Here is an 18,663-nt window from a genome sequence, read left to right as displayed (position 1 = left end):
GTTCTGATCGACACTTTCCCTCGAAAAGGCGGAAAACCGCTGCGAGGGGACGAGAGTGGAGACGATCGCCTTCATCATGGCGAACCTTCCGGTGATCGGACAGCGCATGCTCGAGCATGTCTGCTGGTCGCCGTTTCCGTCGGCGTCGCGATCCTGACCGGCGTGCCGACGGGCATCGCGATCACCCAGAGCAAGCGTGCGGCAGACCTCGTCCTCTACATCGCCTCGATCATCATCACGATCCCCTCGATCGCGCTGTTCGGCCTTCTGATCCCGCTGCTCTCGACCATCGGCCACGGCATCGGCTACCTGCCGGCGGTGATCGCGCTGATCCTCTACGCGCAGCTGCCGATCATCCGGAACAGCTATACGGCGATCATGAACGTCGATCCGGCGCTGCGCGAGGCGGCCCGGGGCATGGGCATGACCACGCTGGAGCGGCTGCGCCGGGTCGAGCTGCCCTTGGCGCTGCCGGTGATCCTGAACGGGGTGCGCAGCGCGGTGGTGCTGAACATCGCGATCGCCGCGATCGCGACCTATATCGGCGCCGGCGGCCTCGGCACCTTCATCTCGCGCGGCATCTCGCAGACCGATATCCGCCAGCTCCTGACCGGCGCCATCGCCGTCAGCCTGCTCGCGATCCTCGCCGATTACGGGCTGCTCTTCGCGCAGCGCCTGCTCACCTCGCCGGGATTGAAGCTGAAATGATCCGTCTCGAGCAGGTCTCCAAGCATTTCGGCACGATGATCGCCGTCGATCGCATCGACATGGAGGTGCCCGCCGGCGCCGTCTGCGTCCTGCTCGGCCCATCCGGCTGCGGCAAGACCACGACGATGAAGATGATCAACCGGCTGATCCCGCCGACCTCGGGCAGGATCTATGTCGACGGCAAGGATACGGCCGGGGTCGACGAAGTCACGCTGCGGCGCTCGATCGGCTACGTCATCCAGCAGATCGGCCTGTTCCCCAACATGACGATCGAGGAAAACATCTGCGTCGTGCCGGACCTCCTCGGCTGGCCGGCGTCGAAGTCGCGCAAGCGCGCCGCCGAATTGCTCGACATGGTCAATCTCGACCCCTCGGTCTTCCTCAAGCGCTATCCCAAGCAGCTCTCCGGCGGCCAGCAGCAGCGCGTCGGCGTGGTGCGGGCGCTCGCCGCCGACCCGCCGGTCCTGCTGATGGACGAGCCCTTCGGCGCGATCGACCCGATCAACCGCGAGGTGATCCAGGACGAGTTCATGAAGCTCCAGGCGGAGCTCAAGAAGACCATCGTCTTCGTCAGCCACGACATCGACGAAGCCGTGAAGATGGCGAGCCGCATCGCGATCTTCCGCGACGGCAAACTGATCCAGTACGACACGCCCGACAACATCCTCGCCCATCCGATCGATGCTTTCGTCTCCGAATTCGTCGGCTCCGACCGGACCCTGAAGCGGCTGCGGCTGATCAAGGTCACCGACGCCATGATGGCGCAGCCGCCGCGCGTGCGCGCCGAGGACACGCTCGACACCGCCGTGAAGCTGATGGAGGAGCATGGCCATGTCTCGATCGTGATGGTCGGGCCGCGCGGCCGGGCCCGCGGCGTGGTGCGGCTGGAGGAGGCGCGCGAGCGCAAGGGCACGGTCGGCGAGCACCAGGAGCCGCTGCCCGGCGTCGTCAATCTCCGAGACGACCTGCGCACCGCGGTCTCGCAGATGTTCACCCATGGCGTGACCTGGCTCGCCTGCGTCGACGATGACGGCTTCTACAAGGGCTACATCACCCAGAAGAGCATCACCCAGGTGCTCGGCGCAACCTACCGGGAAAGCTGAGATGGCGCGCGCGGGCCTGGCAGGAACGCTTCGCTGGCTCGTCGTCTTCGGTGCCTTCGCGCTCGGCGCCTGGCTGCAGGCGCGCGGCACCATCCCCGCCATACTGAGCCACTCGGGCGACGTGACCTATCTCATCCGCCAGCATCTCGCTCTCGCGGCGATGTCGGGCGCCATCGCACTAATCGTCGGCATCCCGCTCGGCATCCTGCTGACGCGCCCGCGCTTCGAGATCTTCGCCGATGCGGTGACGCAGATCGTCAATCTCGGCACGACGATCCCGACCCTCGCTTTGCTCGCGATCTCGATGTCCTTCCTCGGCATCGGCTCGCCGCCCGCGGTCTTCGCGCTGTTCGTGCTGACGCTGCTGCCGATCGTGCTCAACACCATCGCCGGCCTGCGCTCGGTGCCGCAGCATCTGATCGAGGCGGCGCGCGGCATGGGCATGACGCCCGGCCAGATCCTGCGGCGGGTAGAGCTGCCCAACGCCGTCTTCGTCATCCTCGCCGGCGTGCGCACTGCCTTCGCCATCAATATCGGCACCGTGCCGCTCGCCTTCCTGATCGGCGGCGGCGGCCTCGGCGAACTCATCTTCACCGGCATCGACCTGATGGAGCCGAGCATGCTGCTGGCGGGCGCGATCCCGACGGCGCTGCTCGCCGTGCTCGTCGATTTCCTGATCGGCCAGATCCAGTTCTGGCTGGTTCCGAAAGGCGTCAACCCGTTGCGCTGAGCAGCGGCACACAACCAGAAAAGGGGAGTACGACCATGCACAAGCGCAGTTTCCTGGGGCTCGCTTCCGCCGCTTTGGCCTTCGCCGCCCTGCCGCTCGCCGCGCAGGCGCAGACCATCGTCGTCGGCGGCAAGAATTTCACCGAGCAGCAGATCATGTCGGAGATGACGACGCAGCTGCTCAAGGCCAAGGGCTTCACCGTCGACAAGCGCGCGGGCTTGGGCACCGCGCCGCTGCGCCAGGCGCAGGAAGCCGGGCAGATCGACCTCTACTGGGAGTACACCGGCACCTCGCTGATCACCTTCAACAAGGTCGCCGACAAGATGGATGCGGCCGCGACCTATGCGAAGGTCAAGGAGCTCGACGCCGCCAAGGGGCTCGTCTGGCTGAACCCGTCCAAGGCCAACAACACCTACGCGCTCGCCATGCGCAAGAAGGACGCCGAGGCCAAGGGCGTCAGGACGCTCGACGATCTCGCCGCCAAGGTGACCGCTGGCCAGTCCTTGAAATTCGGCTGCAATGCCGAGTTCTACGCCCGCCCCGACGGGCTCGCTCCGCTGCAGAAGGCCTATGGCTTCGATTTCGGCCGCGAGAACGTGGTGCGGATGGATACCGGCCTCGTCTATCAGGCGCTGCGCGATGCCCAAGTCGATGTCGGCCTCGTCTTCGCCACGGATGGGCGCGTTCCCGCCTTCGATTTCGTCATCCTGGCCGACACCAAGGGCTATTTCCCGACCTATGCGATGACGCCCGTCGTCCGCAAGGAGACGCTCGACAAGAACCCGAAGCTGGCCGAGCTGCTGAACGGGCTCTCCGCCAAGCTCGACGACGCGACGATGGCCAGGCTCAACGCCTCGGTCGATGTCGACAAGAAGAGCATCGAGGAGGTCGCTGCCGGCTTCCTCAAGGCGCAGTCGCTGGTCTGATCGTTCCGCCCGAGCCGGAGGCGCACCGCGTCTCCGGCTGTCCTGCGAGAGCCCCATGTCGTCGCTGAAGGTCGCGATCGCCCAGATCCGGTGCGAGCCGGCCGAGTTTTCTGCAAACCTTGCCATGCACCTCGACGCCATCGCCCGGGCGCGCGGGCAGGGCGCAGAGCTGCTGCTCTTTCCCGAGCTGTCGCTGACCGATTATCTCGTCACGCCGGACTGCGGGGCGCTGGCACTGAGGCCGGACGCCGACGCGCTTACGCGCCTCGCCGAGGCGGCCGACGGCCTCACGGTTTCGGCCGGCTTCATCGAGCGCGGCGAAGAGGGCCGCTTCTTCAACAGCCAGGGCCTGTTCCGCGACGGCAGGCTGCTCGCGATCCATCGCAAGCTTAATCTGCCGGGTTACGGCGCCCTGCGCGAGGATCGTGTCTATGCCCGCGGCAGCGGTCTTGCTTCGGTCGAACTCGCTGCGGGCTGGCACGCCGCCACGCTGATCTGTGCCGATGCCTGGAACCCGGCGCTGCCCTGGCTCGCCGCGCTCGGCGGCGCCAGCCTGCTGCTTCTACCGGCAGCGTCGGCGCTCGGCGCTGTCGGCAACGGCTTCGACAATCCGCGCGGCTGGGAGATCAACCTCGCCCACACCGCGATGACCTACAGCCTGCCGACCCTCTTCGCCAATCACTGCGGCAGGCGCGGTGGCGCTGCGTTCTGGGGCGGATCGCGCATCCTCGATGCCTCCGGCCGCGAGCTGGCGCGTGCGGGAGAAGCGCCGGAACTCATCATGGCGGAGCTGTCGCAAGCCGATGGCGAAGCGGCAAGGCGGCGCCTGCCGACCGCCCGCGACAGCGATCCGGCGCTGGTCGGCGCCTTGCTGTGCAGTCTGATCTCGAACAGCGAGCGCATCAGCCCATGACCGGCCCGATCGACTTCATCCACGGTTTGAGTTTCGCGCAGTTGCCGCCCGAGGTCGTCCACCAGGCCCGTCGCTGCCTGCTCGATCTCGTCGGCGTCGCCATCAGTGGTCGGCAGACCGCGCTCTCGCGCATCGCGCATGATTTCGCGGTCGATCATCTCGGCGCCGGGCGAAAGAGCGCGCGCCTGCTCTTCGACGGGCGCCGCGTGAGCGCAGCCGGCGCGGCCTTCGCCGGGGCGACGACGATCGATTCCTTCGACGCCCATGACGGTCACGCTTTGACCAAGGGCCATGCCGGCGTCGCGATCATGCCGGCGCTGCTTGCTGTCGCCGATGCCGAAGGCCTGCTCGAGGACGGCGCTCTCGATGGCGAGGCGCTGCTGACCGGCCTCGTCCTCGGCTACGAGATCGCGACGCGGGCCGGCATCGCGCTGCACGCCAGCGCCTGCGACTATCACACCTCCGGCGCCTGGAATTCGCTCGGCTGCGCCGCCGTCGCCGCCCGCCTGCTCGGCCTCGACGGCGAGCGCACGCGCCACGCGCTCGGCATCGCCGAATACCACGGACCACGCAGCCAGATGATGCGCTGCATCGACCACCCGACCATGGTCAAGGACGGCTCGGGCTGGGGTGCGCTGGCTGGCGTCAGCGCCGCCTATCTGGCGAAGGACGGCTTCACCGGCGCACCGGCGGTCACGCTGGAGGCGCCCGAACAGGCGGCGATCTGGGCCGATCTCGGCGAACGCTGGCTGATCCTCGACCAGTATTTCAAGCCCTGGCCGGTCTGCCGCTGGGCGCAGCCTGCGATCGAGGCGGCCAGCAGCCTTCTTGGCCGGCATCAATTCGAGGCTTCGGACATTGATCTGATCGAGGTGGAGACGTTCCACCAAGCCGTGCGGCTCGGCGCGCAACTGCCCGCATCGACAGAGATGGCGCAGTACGCGATCGGCTTTCCGCTGGCGGCCTTCATCGTTCGCGGGAGACTCGGCGCTGAGGAGATCGGCGGCGCCGGCCTCGCCGATCCCGCGATCAAGGAGATGCTGCAACGGATACGGCTGGTCGAAGTGGCCGAGCTCTCCCGCCGTTTTCCCGCGGAGAGGCTCGCGCGCCTGCGCATCGTCCTGAAATCAGGCCATGTCGCCGAGTCGGACGTCTCGTCTGCCCGCGGTGACCGGCGGCGTCCTTTGACAGATGCCGATCTGTGGGCAAAGTTCGACCTGTATGCAGCCCTGCTCGGCAATGAGCGGAGGGCTCAGCTCGGCCATGGCTGCATGACCCTGGCTGAAGGTTCTACGGCCTGGCGCCTTAGCCGCGACCTGTTCGCGCCCATCTGACACGAGCTCTCTTGCGGCTGGATCCGCGCGAAGGCTGGACGATTGCCGCTCAAGCCCGGCGCTCCCGATGGCGTGTCCGGGGGCTGTGGATTCCGGAGATGAGCTGAAGAATGAAGTGATCGAGTACGGCATTCTCCCGTCAGGGCAAAATGGAGATCGTTATTCCAACTGTATCGTTCTTTTGATCGAACGTTTTCATTGACGCAGCGCTGGGCCGGCGCGCACTCTGGAGCATGCGCAAATGCCGCCCGATATTGTCTTCGGGCGAGGCGCAAACTTGCTGACCAGCTGACTGCGACACGACGATATGAGCCTTGAATCCGAATACCTCTGGTACATCCCCAATGTCGTCGAGCCCGGTCATCGCGGCGATTCCACGATCGAAGGCCATAACAGCCTGGAGACGCTGACCAGCCACGCCAGGGCGCTGGAGGATCATGGCTGGAAAGGCGCGCTGCTCGGCACCGGCTGGGGCCGGCCGGACACCTTTACGGTCGCGACCGCGCTCGCGGCCCGCACCACCACCTTCGAGCCGCTGATCGCGATCCGCCCGGGTTACTGGCGGCCGGCAAACTTTGCCTCCGCCGCAGCGACGCTCGATCACCTGACCGGCGGGCGCGTGCGCATCAACATCGTGTCCGGAAAGGACAATCTCGCCGCCTATGGCGACAGCGAGGGCGACCAGGCGCATCGCTACGGCCGTACCAAGGAGTTCATGCGCCTGGTGCGCAGGCTTTGGACTGAAGAGAATGTCGACTTCGCCGGCGAGCATTTCCGGGTCGACGGATCGACCGTGGTGCCGCGTATCGAACAGCGCGGCGCGCGGCGCCATCCCAGGCTCTATTTCGGCGGCGCCTCCGATGCGGCCGAGCGGGTGGCCGCGACCGAAGCGGATGTCCAGCTCTTCTGGGGCGAGCCGCTCGACGATGTCCGTCAGCGCATCGAGCGGCTGAAGGCCTTGAGCCGCGATCTCGACCGCGACCTGCCGCCGCTCGAATTCGGACTGCGGGTCACCACCTTCGTCCGCGACACCACGGAGCAGGCCTGGGCTGAAGCCCAGGCCAAGGTCGCCGAGATGGCGCAGGGCAAGGGCCAGGGCTGGAACGACCACCGGCGCGGTGTCGCCGTCGGCCAGCAGCGCCTGTTCGACCTGCAGGGCCGCGGCGAGGTGCTCGACGACAATCTCTACACCACGCCGGGCAAGTTCGGCGGCGGCGGGGCCGGCACCACCTGGCTGGTCGGCTCGGCTGAGGACGTCGCGCGCTCGCTGCGCAAGTATCGCGACCTTGGCATCAGTCATTTCGTCCTGTCGGACACGCCCTATCTGCCCGAGATCAGAAGGCAGGGCGAGCAGCTGCTGCCCTTGCTGCGGAGCTGAAACGGGAGGCCTCCGCCTCCCGTCTCAGATCACCTTTGCGCGCAGCGTCGCGGTGACGATCTCGGTGACAACCACGACCGCGAAGATCACGACGAGCACGAGCCCGACCTGATCCCAGTAGAGATTGTCCATCGCTGCCTGCAGGGCGACGCCGAGGCCGCCGGCGCCGACCAGGCCGAGCACGGCGCTCTCGCGCACATTGATGTCCCAGCGGAACAGGCTGACGGCGAGGAAAGCCGGCTTCACCTGAGGCCAGAAGCCCTTGAGCAGGACCGAGCGCCAAGGCGCGCCGGCGGCCCGCAGCGCCTCGATCGGGCCGGGCTTGGCCTCCTCGATCGCCTCGGCCAGGAACTTGCCGGTGAAGCCGATCGAGTGCACCGCCACCGCCATGACGCCGGCGAGGGCGCCGGGGCCGAAGATGGCGACGAAGAGCAGCGCCCAGACCAGCGTATGCACCGAGCGGGTCGCGACCAGGATGAAGCGGCCGAGCGTGTTGACCCAGAGCGAAGACGAGATGTTGCGGGCGCACATCAGCGCGACCGGCGTCGCCATGAGGATCGCCAGCACCGTGCCAAGCGTCGCGGTATGCAGCGTCTCGATCAGCGCCTGCTGCACGGTCTTGGGGAAGTAGGCCCAGTCGATCGGCCACATCCTCGCGAAGAGGTCGACCGTCTGCGCCGGCGCGTCGTAGAGGAATTCCGGGATCACCTCGATGGTCTGGACCGACCAGCCCAGCGCCAGCGCCGCTACGCCCCAGAAGGTGAGGCGCATGCCGCGCTCGGCCGCGGTGAAGCGATGCCAGACCGGGCCGGATGCGCCTTGCTTGACCTCGCCGCTCGGCGCTTCGTCCTGATAGACCCGGCGCATGAAGGCGGAGAGGATCTCGCCGGCCATCACCGCCAGGATGATCGCGATGATGATGGTCAGCACGAAATCGTAGTCGAAGCGTTGGAAGGCGGTGAACAGGGTCGCGCCGATGCCGCCGCCGCCGACCAGGCCGACGAGGGCGGAATTGCGCAGGTTCGAGTCGAGCTGGTAGGCGGCAAAGCCGATGAAGCGCGGCAGCACCTGCGGCACCACGCCCACGACCACGACCGAGAGGAATGGCGAGCCGGCGGCGCGCAGCGCCTCGATCGGCTTCATCGACATCTCCTCGATCGCCTCGGCGATCAGCTTGGCGATGAAGCCGATGGTGGCGACGATCAGCGCCAGGATGCCGGCGAGCGCACCGAAGCCGACCGCCTTGACGAAGAGGATGGCGACGATGACCGGGTGGAAGGTCCGGCAGAGCGCGATCAAGCCGCGCGCCAGGATCGTCACCGGCAGAGGCATCAGGTTGCGGGCGGCGCAAAGGCCGACGGGCAAGGCGAGCAGCACGCCGGCGCCGGTCGCGATGATGGCGATCTGCAGCGATTCCAGCATGCCCTGCGCGAGCAGCTGCAGCTTGTCGTGCGCCAGGTTCGGCGGGAACATGCGGCCGAGGAAGCGCGCACCGTTGCCAAGGCCCTGGACGAAGCGCTCCCAGCGGATGTCGACGATGCCGGCGGCGTAGATCACATAGGCGACGAACAGCACCGCGCCGAGGCGCAGCGGCCAGTTCGGCGGGAAGGCGCGGGCGCGCAGGCTGCCGCCGGCGCTCACAGGAGGGGCGCTCATTCCATCCAGCCTTCGCCGCCATAGATCTCGGCGAGATGGCTGTCCTGCAGCCCGGCCGGCGGCCCGTCATAGATGACGAGGCCCTTGGACATACCGATCATCCGCAGCGCGTAACGTCGCGCCAGCGCGACGTTGTGGATGTTGACCAGCACCGGGATATTGCGCTCGCGCCCGACCTTGGCGAGCAGCTCCATGATCTCGACCGAGGTCTTGGGATCGAGCGACGAGGTCGGCTCGTCGGCGAGGATCAGGTCCGGCTCCTGCATCACCGCGCGGGCGATGCCGACGCGCTGGCGCTGGCCGCCGGAGAGCTGGTCGGCGCGGCGGGTGGCGAAATCGCCGAGCCCGACGGATTCCAGCAGCGCGAAGGCGCGGGCGATGTCTGCTTCAGGGAAGCGCCGCGTCCAGGCGCGCCAGACCGGGACATAGCCGAGGCGGCCGCAGAGCACGTTCTCGATCACCGTCAGCCGCTCGACCAGGTTGTATTCCTGGAAGACCATGCCGAGGCGTCGGCGCGCCGCCCTGAGAGGCTCGCCCTGCAGCTTCGCCAGATCGATCCCGCCGAGCATGATCGAGCCGGAGGTCGGGTCGACCAGACGGTTGATGCAGCGGATCAGCGTCGACTTGCCGGTGCCGGACGGGCCGATGATCGCGACGATGCCGGGCTCGGAGACGCTGAGCGAGATGTCGCGCAGGACCGGCTGGCCTTTGCGGTACTCCTTGACGAGGTTGCGGATGACGAGCGCCCGGCCATGGCCGGGCGCCTCTGCGACGGGAAGGGCGCTCATGAGCTGCGAAAGGCTTTCGGTCAGGGCTTGGCCGGCGCGGGCTGCTGCGCCTTCTTGGCGGCGGCCTCGGCCTCGCGCTTGGCTTCGGCGTCGTAGGCCGACTTGTTGTAGGGCGTGCCCGACTTCTCGGCGACATCGCGCACGATCGCCCAGTCCTTCTGGTAGGTGATCGGCAGGAAGCGGTCGTCGCCGTTGAACTCCTTGGTCATTTCCGGGGTGAAGCGGAAGGAGAAGAAGCAGTCGGTCAGCTTCTTGGCGAGCTCGGGCTTGAGATCGTGCGCATAGGCGAAGGACGAGGTCGGGAAGATCGCGCTGCGATAGATCTCGCGGGTGTCGTCCTTCTTGATCGTGCCGCGCACGATCATACGCTCATAGACGTCGCCGGCGACGGCGCCCATGTCGTAGTCGCCCGAGACCACGCCGAGGATCGACTTGTCGTGGCCGCCCGACATCAGCGGCTTGTAGTCCTTGTCGGCCTCCAGCCCGTGCTCGGGGAAGAGCACGCGCGGGGCGAGGTTGCCTGAGTTGGACGAGGGCGAGGTGTGGGCGACCTTCTTGTCCTTGAGGTCCGACAGCTTCTGGTAGGGGCTGGAGGCCTTGACCACGGCGACGAGATTATAGCCCCGCACGCCGGCCGCCGAGCCCTTGGCGGCAAACGGGATCGCGCCGGCGAGGTTGACGGCGAAGCCGGTCGGCCCGGTCGAGAATCCGGCGAAATGCAGGCGGCCCGAGCGCATCGCCTCGATCTCTGCCGAGTTCGACTGGACGGGGTAGTAGACGATGCGCTTGCCGGTGCAGGCCGCGAGATGGTCGGTCAGCGGCTTGAAGATGTTGGCGTAGACGGCGGGGTCCTCGACCGGCGTATAGGCCCAGACGAGCGCAGACGGGTCCTTCAGCTTCGACGGATCGGTCGGCACGTCGGCGACCAGGTCCTTGTTGGCGTCGCAATACATCGTGTCGAGCTGGCCGCGATTGGGGCAGGCGTCCTGTGCCTGCGCCGCCCCAGCGAGCCCGAGGCCAACGAGCAGCGAGGTCGTGGCGGTCAGGCAAGTCAGCATCTTGGTCATGGTCGGCGTCTCTCCCGGTCGATCTTGATTATGAGCTGGCTATAGTATGTGACACAAAACTGTCATATTCCAGCCGGGCGAAACGTCTCGACTTACGACTATAGTGGTCTTGTCCACCGCGACGGTCGGGCACTCACCAACCCTGACGATGCAGAGTCTTTCTTCTACAACCTTCCCGGACGATCTCGCGGCGTTGATGCCGCGCTATGACGGCTTCCTGCTCGACCAATGGGGCGTGTTGCATGACGGTATCCGGCCGTATTCGGGTGCCGTCGCCGCGCTGGAGATGCTGCGCCGGGCGAGCAAGCGCGTGATCATCCTCTCGAATTCCGGGCGCCGTGGCGCCGAGAATGCCACGCAGCTGGCGAAATTCGGCTTTGCAGGCGAGCTTTATGACGAGGTCGTCTCGGCCGGGGACGACGCCCGCGATGCATTAGCGGCGCGCGACGAACCATTCCATCGCGCGCTCGGCCGGCGCTGCCTGTTGCTGGCACGCGAGGGCGAGGCGCATCTGGCGCAAGGGCTCGGCCTCGACCTGGTCGATGACGTCGCCCTGGCCGACTTCATCCTTCTGATGACGATGGACCCGCCCCGGCAATCGGTCGCCGGCTGGATGAGCTTGCTCGAAGCGGCCAGCGCGCGGCGCCTGCCCATGGTCTGCGCCAATCCGGACCTGCATCGCGCTAGCCCCGATGGCGGCCTGCAGGAGGCGCCGGGCCTCGTCGCGCGCGCCTATGAGCAACTCGGCGGTATCGTGCGCTATCACGGCAAGCCTGAGCCGCGCATCTATCGCACCTGCCTGGCGAAGCTCGGGCTCGACCGCGGGCGCGTCGTGGCGATCGGCGATTCGCTGGAGCACGACATCGCCGGTGCGCAAGGCGCCGGCATCGACAGTGTCTTCATCGGCGGCGGCATCCATCGCGGCGAGATCGTTTGGGATGGCGCGGCGATGAATCCGGCGAGCTGTCTTGCGCTCTTCGCTCGTGCGGGGCGAAGCCCGACCTATGCGCTGCCGCTGCTTGGCTGACGCTTTGGCTCAACGCCCGGTCAGGAAGAAGCCTGACAGGAAATAGGCCAGTGCCGAGATCAGGCCCGCCGCCGGCATGGTGACGATCCAGGCGAAGACGATGCCGCGGGCGACGCCCCAGCGCACCGCCGTGACCCGCCGCGCGGCGCCGACGCCGATGATCGCACCGGTGATGGTGTGCGTGGTCGAGACGGGGACGCCGAGATAGGTCGCCATGAACAGGGTGATCGCGCCGCCGGTCTCGGCGCAGAAGCCCTGCTGCGGCGAGAGACGGGTGATCTTCGAGCCCATGGTGTGGACGATGCGCCAGCCGCCGCAGAGCGTGCCGAGCGCCATCGCCGCCTGGCAGGAGATCACGACCCAGAACGGCACCGAGAAGGTGTCGCCCATCATGCCGTGCGAGAACAGCAGTACGGCGATGATGCCCATCGTCTTCTGCGCATCGTTGGCGCCGTGCCCGAGCGAGTAGAGCGAGGCCGAGACGAATTGCAGCAGGCGGAAGGTCGAATCGACCTTGATGGGCGCCACTCGCAGGAAGGTCCAGGAGACGATCAGCACCAGGAGCAGCGCAAGCGCGAAGCCGATCGCCGGCGACATGAAGATCGCGAGGAAGGTCTTGCCGAGCCCCCACCAGACGATCGACGACAAGCCGACCTTCGACAGGCCGGCGCCGACCAGCCCGCCGATCAGCGCATGCGAGGAACTCGACGGGATGCCGGCGATCCAGGTCACCACGTTCCAGACGATCGCGCCGGTCAGCGCGCCGAAGACCACCCGGTCGTCGACGATCGTCGCCTGGATGATGCCGGAGCCGACCGTCTGGGCGACATGCAGGCCGAAGAACAGGAAGGCGATGAAGTTGAAGAAGGCGGCCCAGAACACCGCCCATTGCGGCGCCAGCACCCTCGTCGAGACGATTGTCGCGATCGAGTTGGCGGCGTCGTGCAGGCCGTTCAGGAAATCGAACAGCAGCGCGACGGCGATCAGGAAGATGAGGGCAGGGGCGAGGCTGGCGATGTCCACGGCGCGGTGCGCCTTTCAGAGGTGTTCGAGCACGATGCGGCTGACGCGCTTGGCGACGTCCTCGAAACGGTCGACCACCTTTTCGAGGTGGTCGTAGATCTCGGCGCCGACGATGAAGCCCATGGCGTCGCTGCCGCGATGGGCCTTGAACAGCTCCTTCAGGCCCTGGTCGTAGAGCCGGTCGGAGTGCTCCTCGATCGCGCCGATCTCCTTGGCGAGCGCCCCGATGCCGACGGCGTGCTTCTTGATGTCGCGCAGCATCGGCAGGAGTTCGCCGACCTTGTGCGAGGCGGTGACGATGGTCTTGCCGAGTTCCTGCATGCTCGGCTCGAAGCGCTCGACCTCGAAGAGCTGGATCGCCTTGGCCGTCTTCTGCATCTGGTCGATGGCGTCGTCCATCGAGCCGATCAGTTCCTCGATGTCGCCGCGGTCGAAGGGCGTGATGAAGGTGCGACCGACCTCGAGCATGACCTCGCCGGCGATCGTATCGGCGCGGTTCTCCTCGGCGAAGATCTCGGCGCAGCCGGCCGCGATCGCTGTCGTTCCGCTAAGGACGCCGTCCAGAGCTGCCGCGCCGGCCTGCAGCGTCTGCGCATGACGCTCGAACAGCACGAAGAACTTGTCTTCCTTCGGCAACAGCTTTTGGAACCAGCCCAGCATCGGAACGGCCTCTCGCCAACTTAGTCTGCCCGCGGCAAAGAGCGGGATGACATGCCTGCGCCTTTTGTGACAGTTTTGCGACAACGGCAATCCGGATTCCCGCTTTGCCACCGTTGGCCTCGACGCCGGCGGACACGGAAAACGATAGGGAGGATCAGAATGTTCACTCGCAGGATCGCGCTCGTCTCGGCGCTCGGACTGGCCCTGGCAGCCTCTGCCGTTCACGCGCAGGCGCCGGCGGGCAAGGTCACGGTGGTGACCTCGTTCTCGAAGGACGTCACGGACCCGATCAAGAAGGCCTTCGAGAAGGCCGTGCCGGGCGTCACGCTCGAAGTCCAGAACCGCAACACCAATGCCGGCGTGAAATATGTCGAGGAGACCAAGGCCAACAACCAGGTCGACCTGTTCTGGGCCTCGGCGCCCGACGCGTTCGAGGTTCTGAAGGGCAAGCAGCTGCTGACCGCCTACAAGCCTAAGGCGTCCGGCATCCCCGAGAAGATCGGCTCCTATCCGATCAACGATCCCGCCGGCTTCTATTTCGGCTTCGCGGCGTCCGGCTACGGCATCATGTGGAACGAGCGCTACGCCAAGGCCAACAAGCTGCCCGAGCCCAAGGATTGGCAGGATCTCGCCAAGCCGGCCTTCTACGGCCACGTCTCGATCGCCTCGCCCGCACGCTCGGGCACGACGCATCTGACCGTCGAGACCATCCTGCAGGGCGAGGGCTGGGACAAGGGCTGGCGGACGCTCAAGGAGATGTCCGGCAATTTCCATTCGATCACCGAACGTTCCTTCGGCGTGCCGGAGGCGGTCAACTCCGGGCAGGTCGGCGTCGGCATCGTCATCGACTTCTTCGCCTTCTCGGCGCAGGCCTCCGGCTTCCCGGTCAAGTTCGTCTACCCGACCGTGACCACCGTCGTGCCGGCCAATGTCGGCATCATCGCCAATCCGCCGAACAAGGCGGCGGCCGAGGCCTTCATCGAGTTCCTGCTCTCGCCCACCGGGCAGGAGGTGCTGCTCGAGCCCGGCATCCGCCGCCTGCCGGTCAATCCGGCGGTCTATGCCAAGGCCGGCGCCGACTATCCCAACCCCTTCACCGATCCGCGCTTCCAGAAGATGATCGGCTTCGACGTCGACAAGTCGGAAGCCCGCACCGCCGTGGTCGACACGCTGTTCGACCAGCTGATCTCGTTCCAGCTCGATGCACTGAAGGGCGTCACCAAGACGCTGCACGAGGTCGACGCCGCGCTCGCCAAGAAGCCGAACGCCCAGGCCAAGGCACTCGCCGACGAAGCGCGCAACCTGATCGCCGCCCTGCCGGTGACGGAAGCACAAGCCGCGAGCCCCGAGCTGCGCGGCGCTTTCACCGGCGGCAAGGAGAAGGGCGCGCGCCAGGCCGAGGTCGAGGCGCAATGGGCCAGCTTCGCCCGCGACAACTACGCCAAGGCGAAGGCCAAGGCCGAGGAGGCGCTGAAGGCGGCGAAATGATCAGCCTCACACCGTCATGCTCGCCCTTGTGGCGAGCATCCACGTCTTGAACACGGCATTCGATCAGTCGGGCGAAGACGTGGATGGTCGGGACAAGCCCGACCATGACGGAAGAGCTCGATCGATATGACCCTGCGAGCCTAGAGCCTATGACCGCCGTCCCCACGACCCCGACCCGTGCCCGCGCGCTCGCCGCCACGCCCGGCCAGATCGCGCTGGCGCTCGCCATCGCGGCCTTCCTGCTCGTCTTCCTGGTGTTGCCGGTGGCGACGGTGATCTATGTCGCCTTTACCGAGAAGGGCACCTCGACCTTCACGCTGGTCAATTTCTACGATTTCGTCCGCACCGAGCTGTTCATGCGCTCCTTGTGGAACTCCTTCTATGTCTCTGCGATGTCGGTGGTCTGGGCCTCGGTGCTGGCGCTGCCGCTGGCCTATCTCACCACGCGCTTCGCCTTTCGCGGCGCTGCGATCGTCCAGACGCTCGGGTTCCTGCCGCTGATCATGCCGCCCTTCGTCGGCGCCGTGGCGATGCAGCTCTTCTTCGGCCGCAACGGCTCGATAAACCTGCTGCTCGACGACTGGCTCGGCTTCAAGATCGACTTCATGGAGGGGCTGAACGGCGTCATCTTCGTCCAGTCGGTCCATTATTTTCCGTTCATCCTGATCAATCTCTCGGCGGCGCTGCGCAATATCGACCGCGCCATGGAGGAGGCCGCGCAGAACCTCGGCTCCTCCGGATTCCGTCTGTTCCGGCGCATCGTCTTCCCGCTGGCGCTGCCGGGCTATCTCGCCGGGGCCTCGCTGGTCTTCGTCAAGGTCTTCGACGATCTGGCGACGCCGCTCCTGCTCAACGTCAAGGACATGCTGGCGCCGCAGGCCTATCTGCGGGTGGCCTCGATCGGCATCGCCGACCCGATGGGCTACGTCATTTCGGTCGTGCTGATCGTCGCCTCGGTGCTGGCGATGTGGCTCTCGGCGCTGGCGCTGAAAGGCCGTGACTACGCCACGACCCAGCGCGGCGGCGGCGGGCTCGCCCGGCGGGTGATGCGCCCGCACGAGGCAGTGCTCGGCTATGGCGTCGTCATCCTGATCCTGGCGCTGGTGCTGGCGCCGCATCTGGCGCTGCTGCTGCTCTCCTTTGCGACGATCTGGTCGTTCTCGCCGCTGCCGGACGCCTACACGATCGCCCATTACGGCCGCGTCTTCGGCGAGAGCTCGCTCTATATCAAGAACACCCTGATCTATGCCGCCATCGCCGGCGGCATCGATGTCGTGCTTGGCGTGGCCATCGCCTATCTCGTGCTGCGCACGAAGCTCGTCGGCCGCGAATGGCTCGACTGGATGGCCACGGCGGCGCTCGCCATCCCCGGAGTCGTGCTCGGCATCGGTTATCTCAGGACCTTCTACGGCATCACCCTGCCGGACGGCACGCCGCTTGCGGCGCTCTGGATCACCATCGTCATGGCGCTGGCGATCCGGCGCCTGCCCTATGCGTTGCGGGCCTGCCATGCCGCGCTGCAGCAGATCTCGGTCTCGCTGGAGGAGGCGGCCGAGAACCTCGGCGCCACCAAGGCCCGCACGGTGCGCCGCATCGTCGTGCCGCTGATGACCGGCGGCATCCTCGCCGGCTTCGTCACCTCGTTCGCGACGGCGGCGGTCGAGCTCTCCGCGACCTTGATGCTGGTGCAATCCAATTCCGATGCGCCGCTGGCCTATGGGCTCTACGTCTTCATGCAGTCGGCCGCCGGGCGGGGCCCTGGCGCGGCGCTCGGCGTCGTCGCGGTCGTGCTCGTCGCGGCCTGCACTTTCCTGTCGCACCTCATCGTCGAACGCAGCCAGAAGGCCAAGGGAATGGGCCACTGACATGAACGCAAACGTCTCCCTGACCACGCCGGCCGTCTCGGTCGCGATCGAGGGCGTCAACCTGTCCTATGGCGACAACCATGTGCTGAAGGACGTGAACCTTTCGATCGAGCCCGGCGAGTTCTTCGCCTTTCTCGGCCCCTCCGGCTGCGGCAAGACCACGCTGCTCCGCCTGATCGCCGGCTTCAATCACGCTGACACCGGTCGCGTCGCCATCGGCGGGCAGGACATTTCCGGCCTGCCGCCGTGGAAACGCGATGTCGGCATGGTCTTCCAGTCCTATGCGCTCTGGCCGCATATGAGCGTGCGCCGCAACGTCGCTTTCGGCCTTGAGGAGCGTGGCGTGAAGCGCGCCGAGATCGAGCGGCGGGTCGAGGCGGCGCTCGGGCTTGTCGGGCTCGGCCATCTCGCCGAGCGCCGGCCCTCGCAGCTCTCCGGCGGCCAGCAGCAGCGTGTCGCGGTGGCGCGAACGGTCGCGGTCGAGCCCAAGGTGCTCTTGCTCGACGAGCCGCTCTCCAATCTCGACGCCAAGATGCGCGTGCAGGTCCGGCGCGAGTTGCGCGACCTGCAGCAGCGGCTCGGCCTGACCACAATCTTCGTCACCCATGACCAGGAGGAGGCGAATTCCATCTGCGACCGCATCGCCGTGATGAACGACGGCATCGTCCAGCAGGTCGGCACGCCGATGGAGCTCTATGAGCGTCCCGCCAACCTCTTCGTCGCCGGCTTCCTCGGCACGGCCAATATCCTGAAGGGGCGTGTCGTCGGCAGCGGCGCGGAGCGCAGCTTCGAGATCGAGGGCGGCGTGAAGTTCCCGATCGGCGACGGGGCCGCCGTTCCCGATGGCGCTGCGCTGGTCTTTCGCCCGCAGCATGCCAGCCTCGTCGAGCCGGCGGGCTCGAAGGAGGGCGCGCTATCCTTGCCCTGCGTCATCGCCAACCGCGAGTTCCTCGGTGCGAGCGTCCGCTATGGCGCCCGGATCGGGTCTGCCGAGGTGGCGGTCGACATGCCGTTCCAGTCCGGGCGCGAGCTGTTCGAGGTCGGTAGCGAAGCCAGCTTGAAGCTCGCCCCGGGGTCGCTTCACTGGCTCTCTGCCTGAGGAGGCCGCCGCCATGCGGGCATCAGCACAGGTGTCTTCACCAGGCGCAGGGCAGCTCGCTTGCCTCGTTCCAGAGCAGCCCTAGACTGGCGTCATGGCACACTCACTCAAGCCCGGCGCGACGCCGGCGACCGCTTCCGCCGGCCCGAACCAGCCGAACCTCGACTCCGATGCAATCTGGGAGGCCAGGCGCGATCTCGCCGCCTGCTTCCGCATGGCGGCGCGCTATGGCTTCGAGGAAGGCATCTGCAACCATTTCTCGGCGCTGGTGCCGGGCTATGACGACCTCTTCATCGTCAATCCCTATGGCTGGGCCTTCCGTGAGCTCACCGCATCAAAACTGCTGATCTGCGATTTCCACGGCAATGTCGTCGCCGGCGAGGGCCAGCCCGAGGCGACCGCCTTCTACATCCATGCCCGCATCCACAAGAACCTGCCGCGCGCCCGCGTCGCCTTCCACACCCACATGCCCTATGCGACGGCGCTCTCGATGACCGAGGGCGATCCGCTGATCTTCGCCGGCCAGACCGCGCTGAAGTTCTACGGCCGCACCGCGGTCGATCGCGACTATAACGGCCTTGCCCTCGACGAGCGCGAGGGTGACCGCATCGCCGGCGCGGTCGGCGACGCCGACATCGTCTTCATGAAGCACCATGGCGTCATGGTGCTCGGCCCGACCATCGCCGAGGCCTGGGACGATCTCTATTATCTCGAGCGCGCCTGCGAGGTGCAGGCGCTCGCGCTTTCGACCGGGCGCCAGGTGCTGCCGGTCAAACCCGAGATCGCCGAAGCGGCTTACCAGCAGATGCGCGAAGGCGATCCGGAATCGGCGCGGCTGCATCTGGCCTCGATCCGCCGCCAGCTCGACGCCGAGGAGCCGGTGTACCTGGATTGAGGT

Annotated in this window: 17 protein-coding genes; 12 read left to right on the top strand and 5 right to left on the bottom strand. The window is 66.9% G+C overall.

The genetic code is table 11. From position 1 onward, the window contains the following. The first annotated feature begins 162 nt into the window (after positions 1-162). The 7 genes from V7S63_RS03450 to V7S63_RS03420 all read left to right on the top strand — a co-directional run bounded on the left by V7S63_RS03450 (position 163) and on the right by V7S63_RS03420 (position 7,092). Positions 163-708 (top strand): ABC transporter permease, encoded by a 546-nt coding sequence (locus tag V7S63_RS03450; RefSeq protein WP_336529208.1) that lies wholly within the window; start codon positions 163-165, stop codon positions 706-708. Beyond that, positions 705-1,811, top strand: coding sequence for an ABC transporter ATP-binding protein (locus V7S63_RS03445; protein ID WP_336529207.1), 1,107 nt, complete (start codon positions 705-707; stop codon positions 1,809-1,811). The genes V7S63_RS03450 and V7S63_RS03445 overlap by 4 nt, the downstream gene beginning before the upstream one ends. Before the next feature lies 1 nt (position 1,812). Next, a complete protein-coding gene (locus V7S63_RS03440; RefSeq protein WP_091829794.1) occupies positions 1,813-2,541 on the top strand; it encodes an ABC transporter permease in 729 nt (242 codons plus the stop codon). 35 nt (positions 2,542-2,576) lie between these two features. Further along, positions 2,577-3,467, top strand: coding sequence for a glycine betaine ABC transporter substrate-binding protein (locus V7S63_RS03435; protein ID WP_336529206.1), 891 nt, complete (start codon positions 2,577-2,579; stop codon positions 3,465-3,467). 55 nt (positions 3,468-3,522) lie between these two features. Continuing rightward, positions 3,523-4,380, top strand: coding sequence for a nitrilase-related carbon-nitrogen hydrolase (locus V7S63_RS03430; RefSeq protein ID WP_336529205.1), 858 nt, complete (start codon positions 3,523-3,525; stop codon positions 4,378-4,380). Next, the gene (locus V7S63_RS03425) at positions 4,377-5,714 is read left to right on the top strand and encodes an MmgE/PrpD family protein (protein WP_336529204.1); all 1,338 of its coding nucleotides are present in this window, start codon (positions 4,377-4,379) and stop codon (positions 5,712-5,714) included. The genes V7S63_RS03430 and V7S63_RS03425 overlap by 4 nt, the downstream gene beginning before the upstream one ends. A 307-nt stretch (positions 5,715-6,021) precedes the next feature. After that, positions 6,022-7,092 carry an LLM class flavin-dependent oxidoreductase gene (locus tag V7S63_RS03420; RefSeq protein ID WP_336529203.1) on the top strand — a complete coding sequence of 357 codons (1,071 nt, stop codon included), beginning with the start codon at positions 6,022-6,024 and terminating at the stop codon, positions 7,090-7,092. Between the two features lie 24 nt (positions 7,093-7,116). On the opposite strand, the gene phnE is transcribed toward V7S63_RS03420, so the two are convergent. From phnE to phnD, 3 genes are read right to left on the bottom strand one after another with little or no spacing between them, the layout of a single operon-like run. Next, the gene (gene phnE, locus V7S63_RS03415; protein WP_336529202.1) at positions 7,117-8,748 is read right to left on the bottom strand and encodes a phosphonate ABC transporter, permease protein PhnE; all 1,632 of its coding nucleotides are present in this window, start codon (positions 8,746-8,748) and stop codon (positions 7,117-7,119) included. After that, positions 8,745-9,536 (bottom strand): phosphonate ABC transporter ATP-binding protein, encoded by a 792-nt coding sequence (phnC, locus tag V7S63_RS03410; RefSeq protein WP_336529201.1) that lies wholly within the window; start codon positions 9,534-9,536, stop codon positions 8,745-8,747. Before phnC ends, phnE begins: the two co-directional genes overlap by 4 nt. 20 nt (positions 9,537-9,556) lie before the next feature. Beyond that, a complete protein-coding gene (phnD, locus tag V7S63_RS03405; protein WP_442896406.1) occupies positions 9,557-10,603 on the bottom strand; it encodes a phosphate/phosphite/phosphonate ABC transporter substrate-binding protein in 1,047 nt (348 codons plus the stop codon). Positions 10,604-10,751: 148 nt separating this feature from the next. On the opposite strand from phnD, the gene V7S63_RS03400 reads away from it, so the two are divergent. Beyond that, positions 10,752-11,630, top strand: coding sequence for a TIGR01459 family HAD-type hydrolase (locus V7S63_RS03400; RefSeq protein WP_336529200.1), 879 nt, complete (start codon positions 10,752-10,754; stop codon positions 11,628-11,630). Between the two features lie 9 nt (positions 11,631-11,639). On the opposite strand, the gene V7S63_RS03395 is transcribed toward V7S63_RS03400, so the two are convergent. After that, positions 11,640-12,647, bottom strand: coding sequence for an inorganic phosphate transporter (locus V7S63_RS03395; protein WP_442896425.1), 1,008 nt, complete (start codon positions 12,645-12,647; stop codon positions 11,640-11,642). Between the two features lie 21 nt (positions 12,648-12,668). Next, positions 12,669-13,313, bottom strand: coding sequence for a DUF47 domain-containing protein (locus V7S63_RS03390; RefSeq protein ID WP_091829777.1), 645 nt, complete (start codon positions 13,311-13,313; stop codon positions 12,669-12,671). 159 nt (positions 13,314-13,472) lie between these two features. Here V7S63_RS03390 and V7S63_RS03385 point away from each other — a divergent pair, with 159 nt between their 5' ends. From V7S63_RS03385 to V7S63_RS03370, 4 genes are all read left to right on the top strand, one after another. After that, on the top strand, positions 13,473-14,801 hold the full coding sequence (locus V7S63_RS03385; RefSeq protein ID WP_336529198.1) for an ABC transporter substrate-binding protein: 1,329 nt from the start codon (positions 13,473-13,475) through the stop codon (positions 14,799-14,801). A 149-nt stretch (positions 14,802-14,950) separates the two neighbouring features. Further along, a complete protein-coding gene (locus tag V7S63_RS03380) occupies positions 14,951-16,666 on the top strand; it encodes an ABC transporter permease (protein WP_336529197.1) in 1,716 nt (571 codons plus the stop codon). Between the two features lies 1 nt (position 16,667). Then, positions 16,668-17,765, top strand: coding sequence for an ABC transporter ATP-binding protein (locus tag V7S63_RS03375; RefSeq protein WP_336529196.1), 1,098 nt, complete (start codon positions 16,668-16,670; stop codon positions 17,763-17,765). Positions 17,766-17,859: 94 nt separating this feature from the next. Beyond that, positions 17,860-18,660 (top strand): aldolase, encoded by an 801-nt coding sequence (locus V7S63_RS03370; RefSeq protein WP_336529195.1) that lies wholly within the window; start codon positions 17,860-17,862, stop codon positions 18,658-18,660. Positions 18,661-18,663: the final 3 nt, after the last annotated feature.

It is taken from the genome of Allobosea sp. CCNWLY174, from assembly GCF_037120455.1.
Classification (GTDB): Bacteria; Pseudomonadota; Alphaproteobacteria; order Rhizobiales; family Beijerinckiaceae; genus Allobosea; species Allobosea lupini.
Note: the sequence above shows the minus strand (reverse complement) of the source record. Positions and strands in the feature narration are given on the sequence as shown.

What these genes read in the sequence shown, in the direction of transcription:
- V7S63_RS03425 (WP_336529204.1), top strand. Translation starts at nt 4,377, where the DNA reads ATGACCGGCCCGATCGACTTCATCCACGGTTTGAGTTTCGCGCAGTTG.
- V7S63_RS03430 (WP_336529205.1), top strand. Translation starts at nt 3,523, where the DNA reads ATGTCGTCGCTGAAGGTCGCGATCGCCCAGATCCGGTGCGAGCCGGCC.
- phnE (WP_336529202.1), bottom strand. Translation starts at nt 8,748, where the DNA reads ATGAGCGCCCCTCCTGTGAGCGCCGGCGGCAGCCTGCGCGCCCGCGCC.
- V7S63_RS03375 (WP_336529196.1), top strand. Translation starts at nt 16,668, where the DNA reads ATGAACGCAAACGTCTCCCTGACCACGCCGGCCGTCTCGGTCGCGATC.
- V7S63_RS03435 (WP_336529206.1), top strand. Translation starts at nt 2,577, where the DNA reads ATGCACAAGCGCAGTTTCCTGGGGCTCGCTTCCGCCGCTTTGGCCTTC.
- V7S63_RS03420 (WP_336529203.1), top strand. Translation starts at nt 6,022, where the DNA reads ATGAGCCTTGAATCCGAATACCTCTGGTACATCCCCAATGTCGTCGAG.
- phnD (WP_442896406.1), bottom strand. Translation starts at nt 10,603, where the DNA reads ATGACCAAGATGCTGACTTGCCTGACCGCCACGACCTCGCTGCTCGTT.
- phnC (WP_336529201.1), bottom strand. Translation starts at nt 9,536, where the DNA reads ATGAGCGCCCTTCCCGTCGCAGAGGCGCCCGGCCATGGCCGGGCGCTC.
- V7S63_RS03390 (WP_091829777.1), bottom strand. Translation starts at nt 13,313, where the DNA reads ATGCTGGGCTGGTTCCAAAAGCTGTTGCCGAAGGAAGACAAGTTCTTC.
- V7S63_RS03370 (WP_336529195.1), top strand. Translation starts at nt 17,860, where the DNA reads ATGGCACACTCACTCAAGCCCGGCGCGACGCCGGCGACCGCTTCCGCC.
- V7S63_RS03385 (WP_336529198.1), top strand. Translation starts at nt 13,473, where the DNA reads ATGTTCACTCGCAGGATCGCGCTCGTCTCGGCGCTCGGACTGGCCCTG.
- V7S63_RS03440 (WP_091829794.1), top strand. Translation starts at nt 1,813, where the DNA reads ATGGCGCGCGCGGGCCTGGCAGGAACGCTTCGCTGGCTCGTCGTCTTC.
- V7S63_RS03445 (WP_336529207.1), top strand. Translation starts at nt 705, where the DNA reads ATGATCCGTCTCGAGCAGGTCTCCAAGCATTTCGGCACGATGATCGCC.
- V7S63_RS03400 (WP_336529200.1), top strand. Translation starts at nt 10,752, where the DNA reads ATGCAGAGTCTTTCTTCTACAACCTTCCCGGACGATCTCGCGGCGTTG.
- V7S63_RS03380 (WP_336529197.1), top strand. Translation starts at nt 14,951, where the DNA reads ATGACCGCCGTCCCCACGACCCCGACCCGTGCCCGCGCGCTCGCCGCC.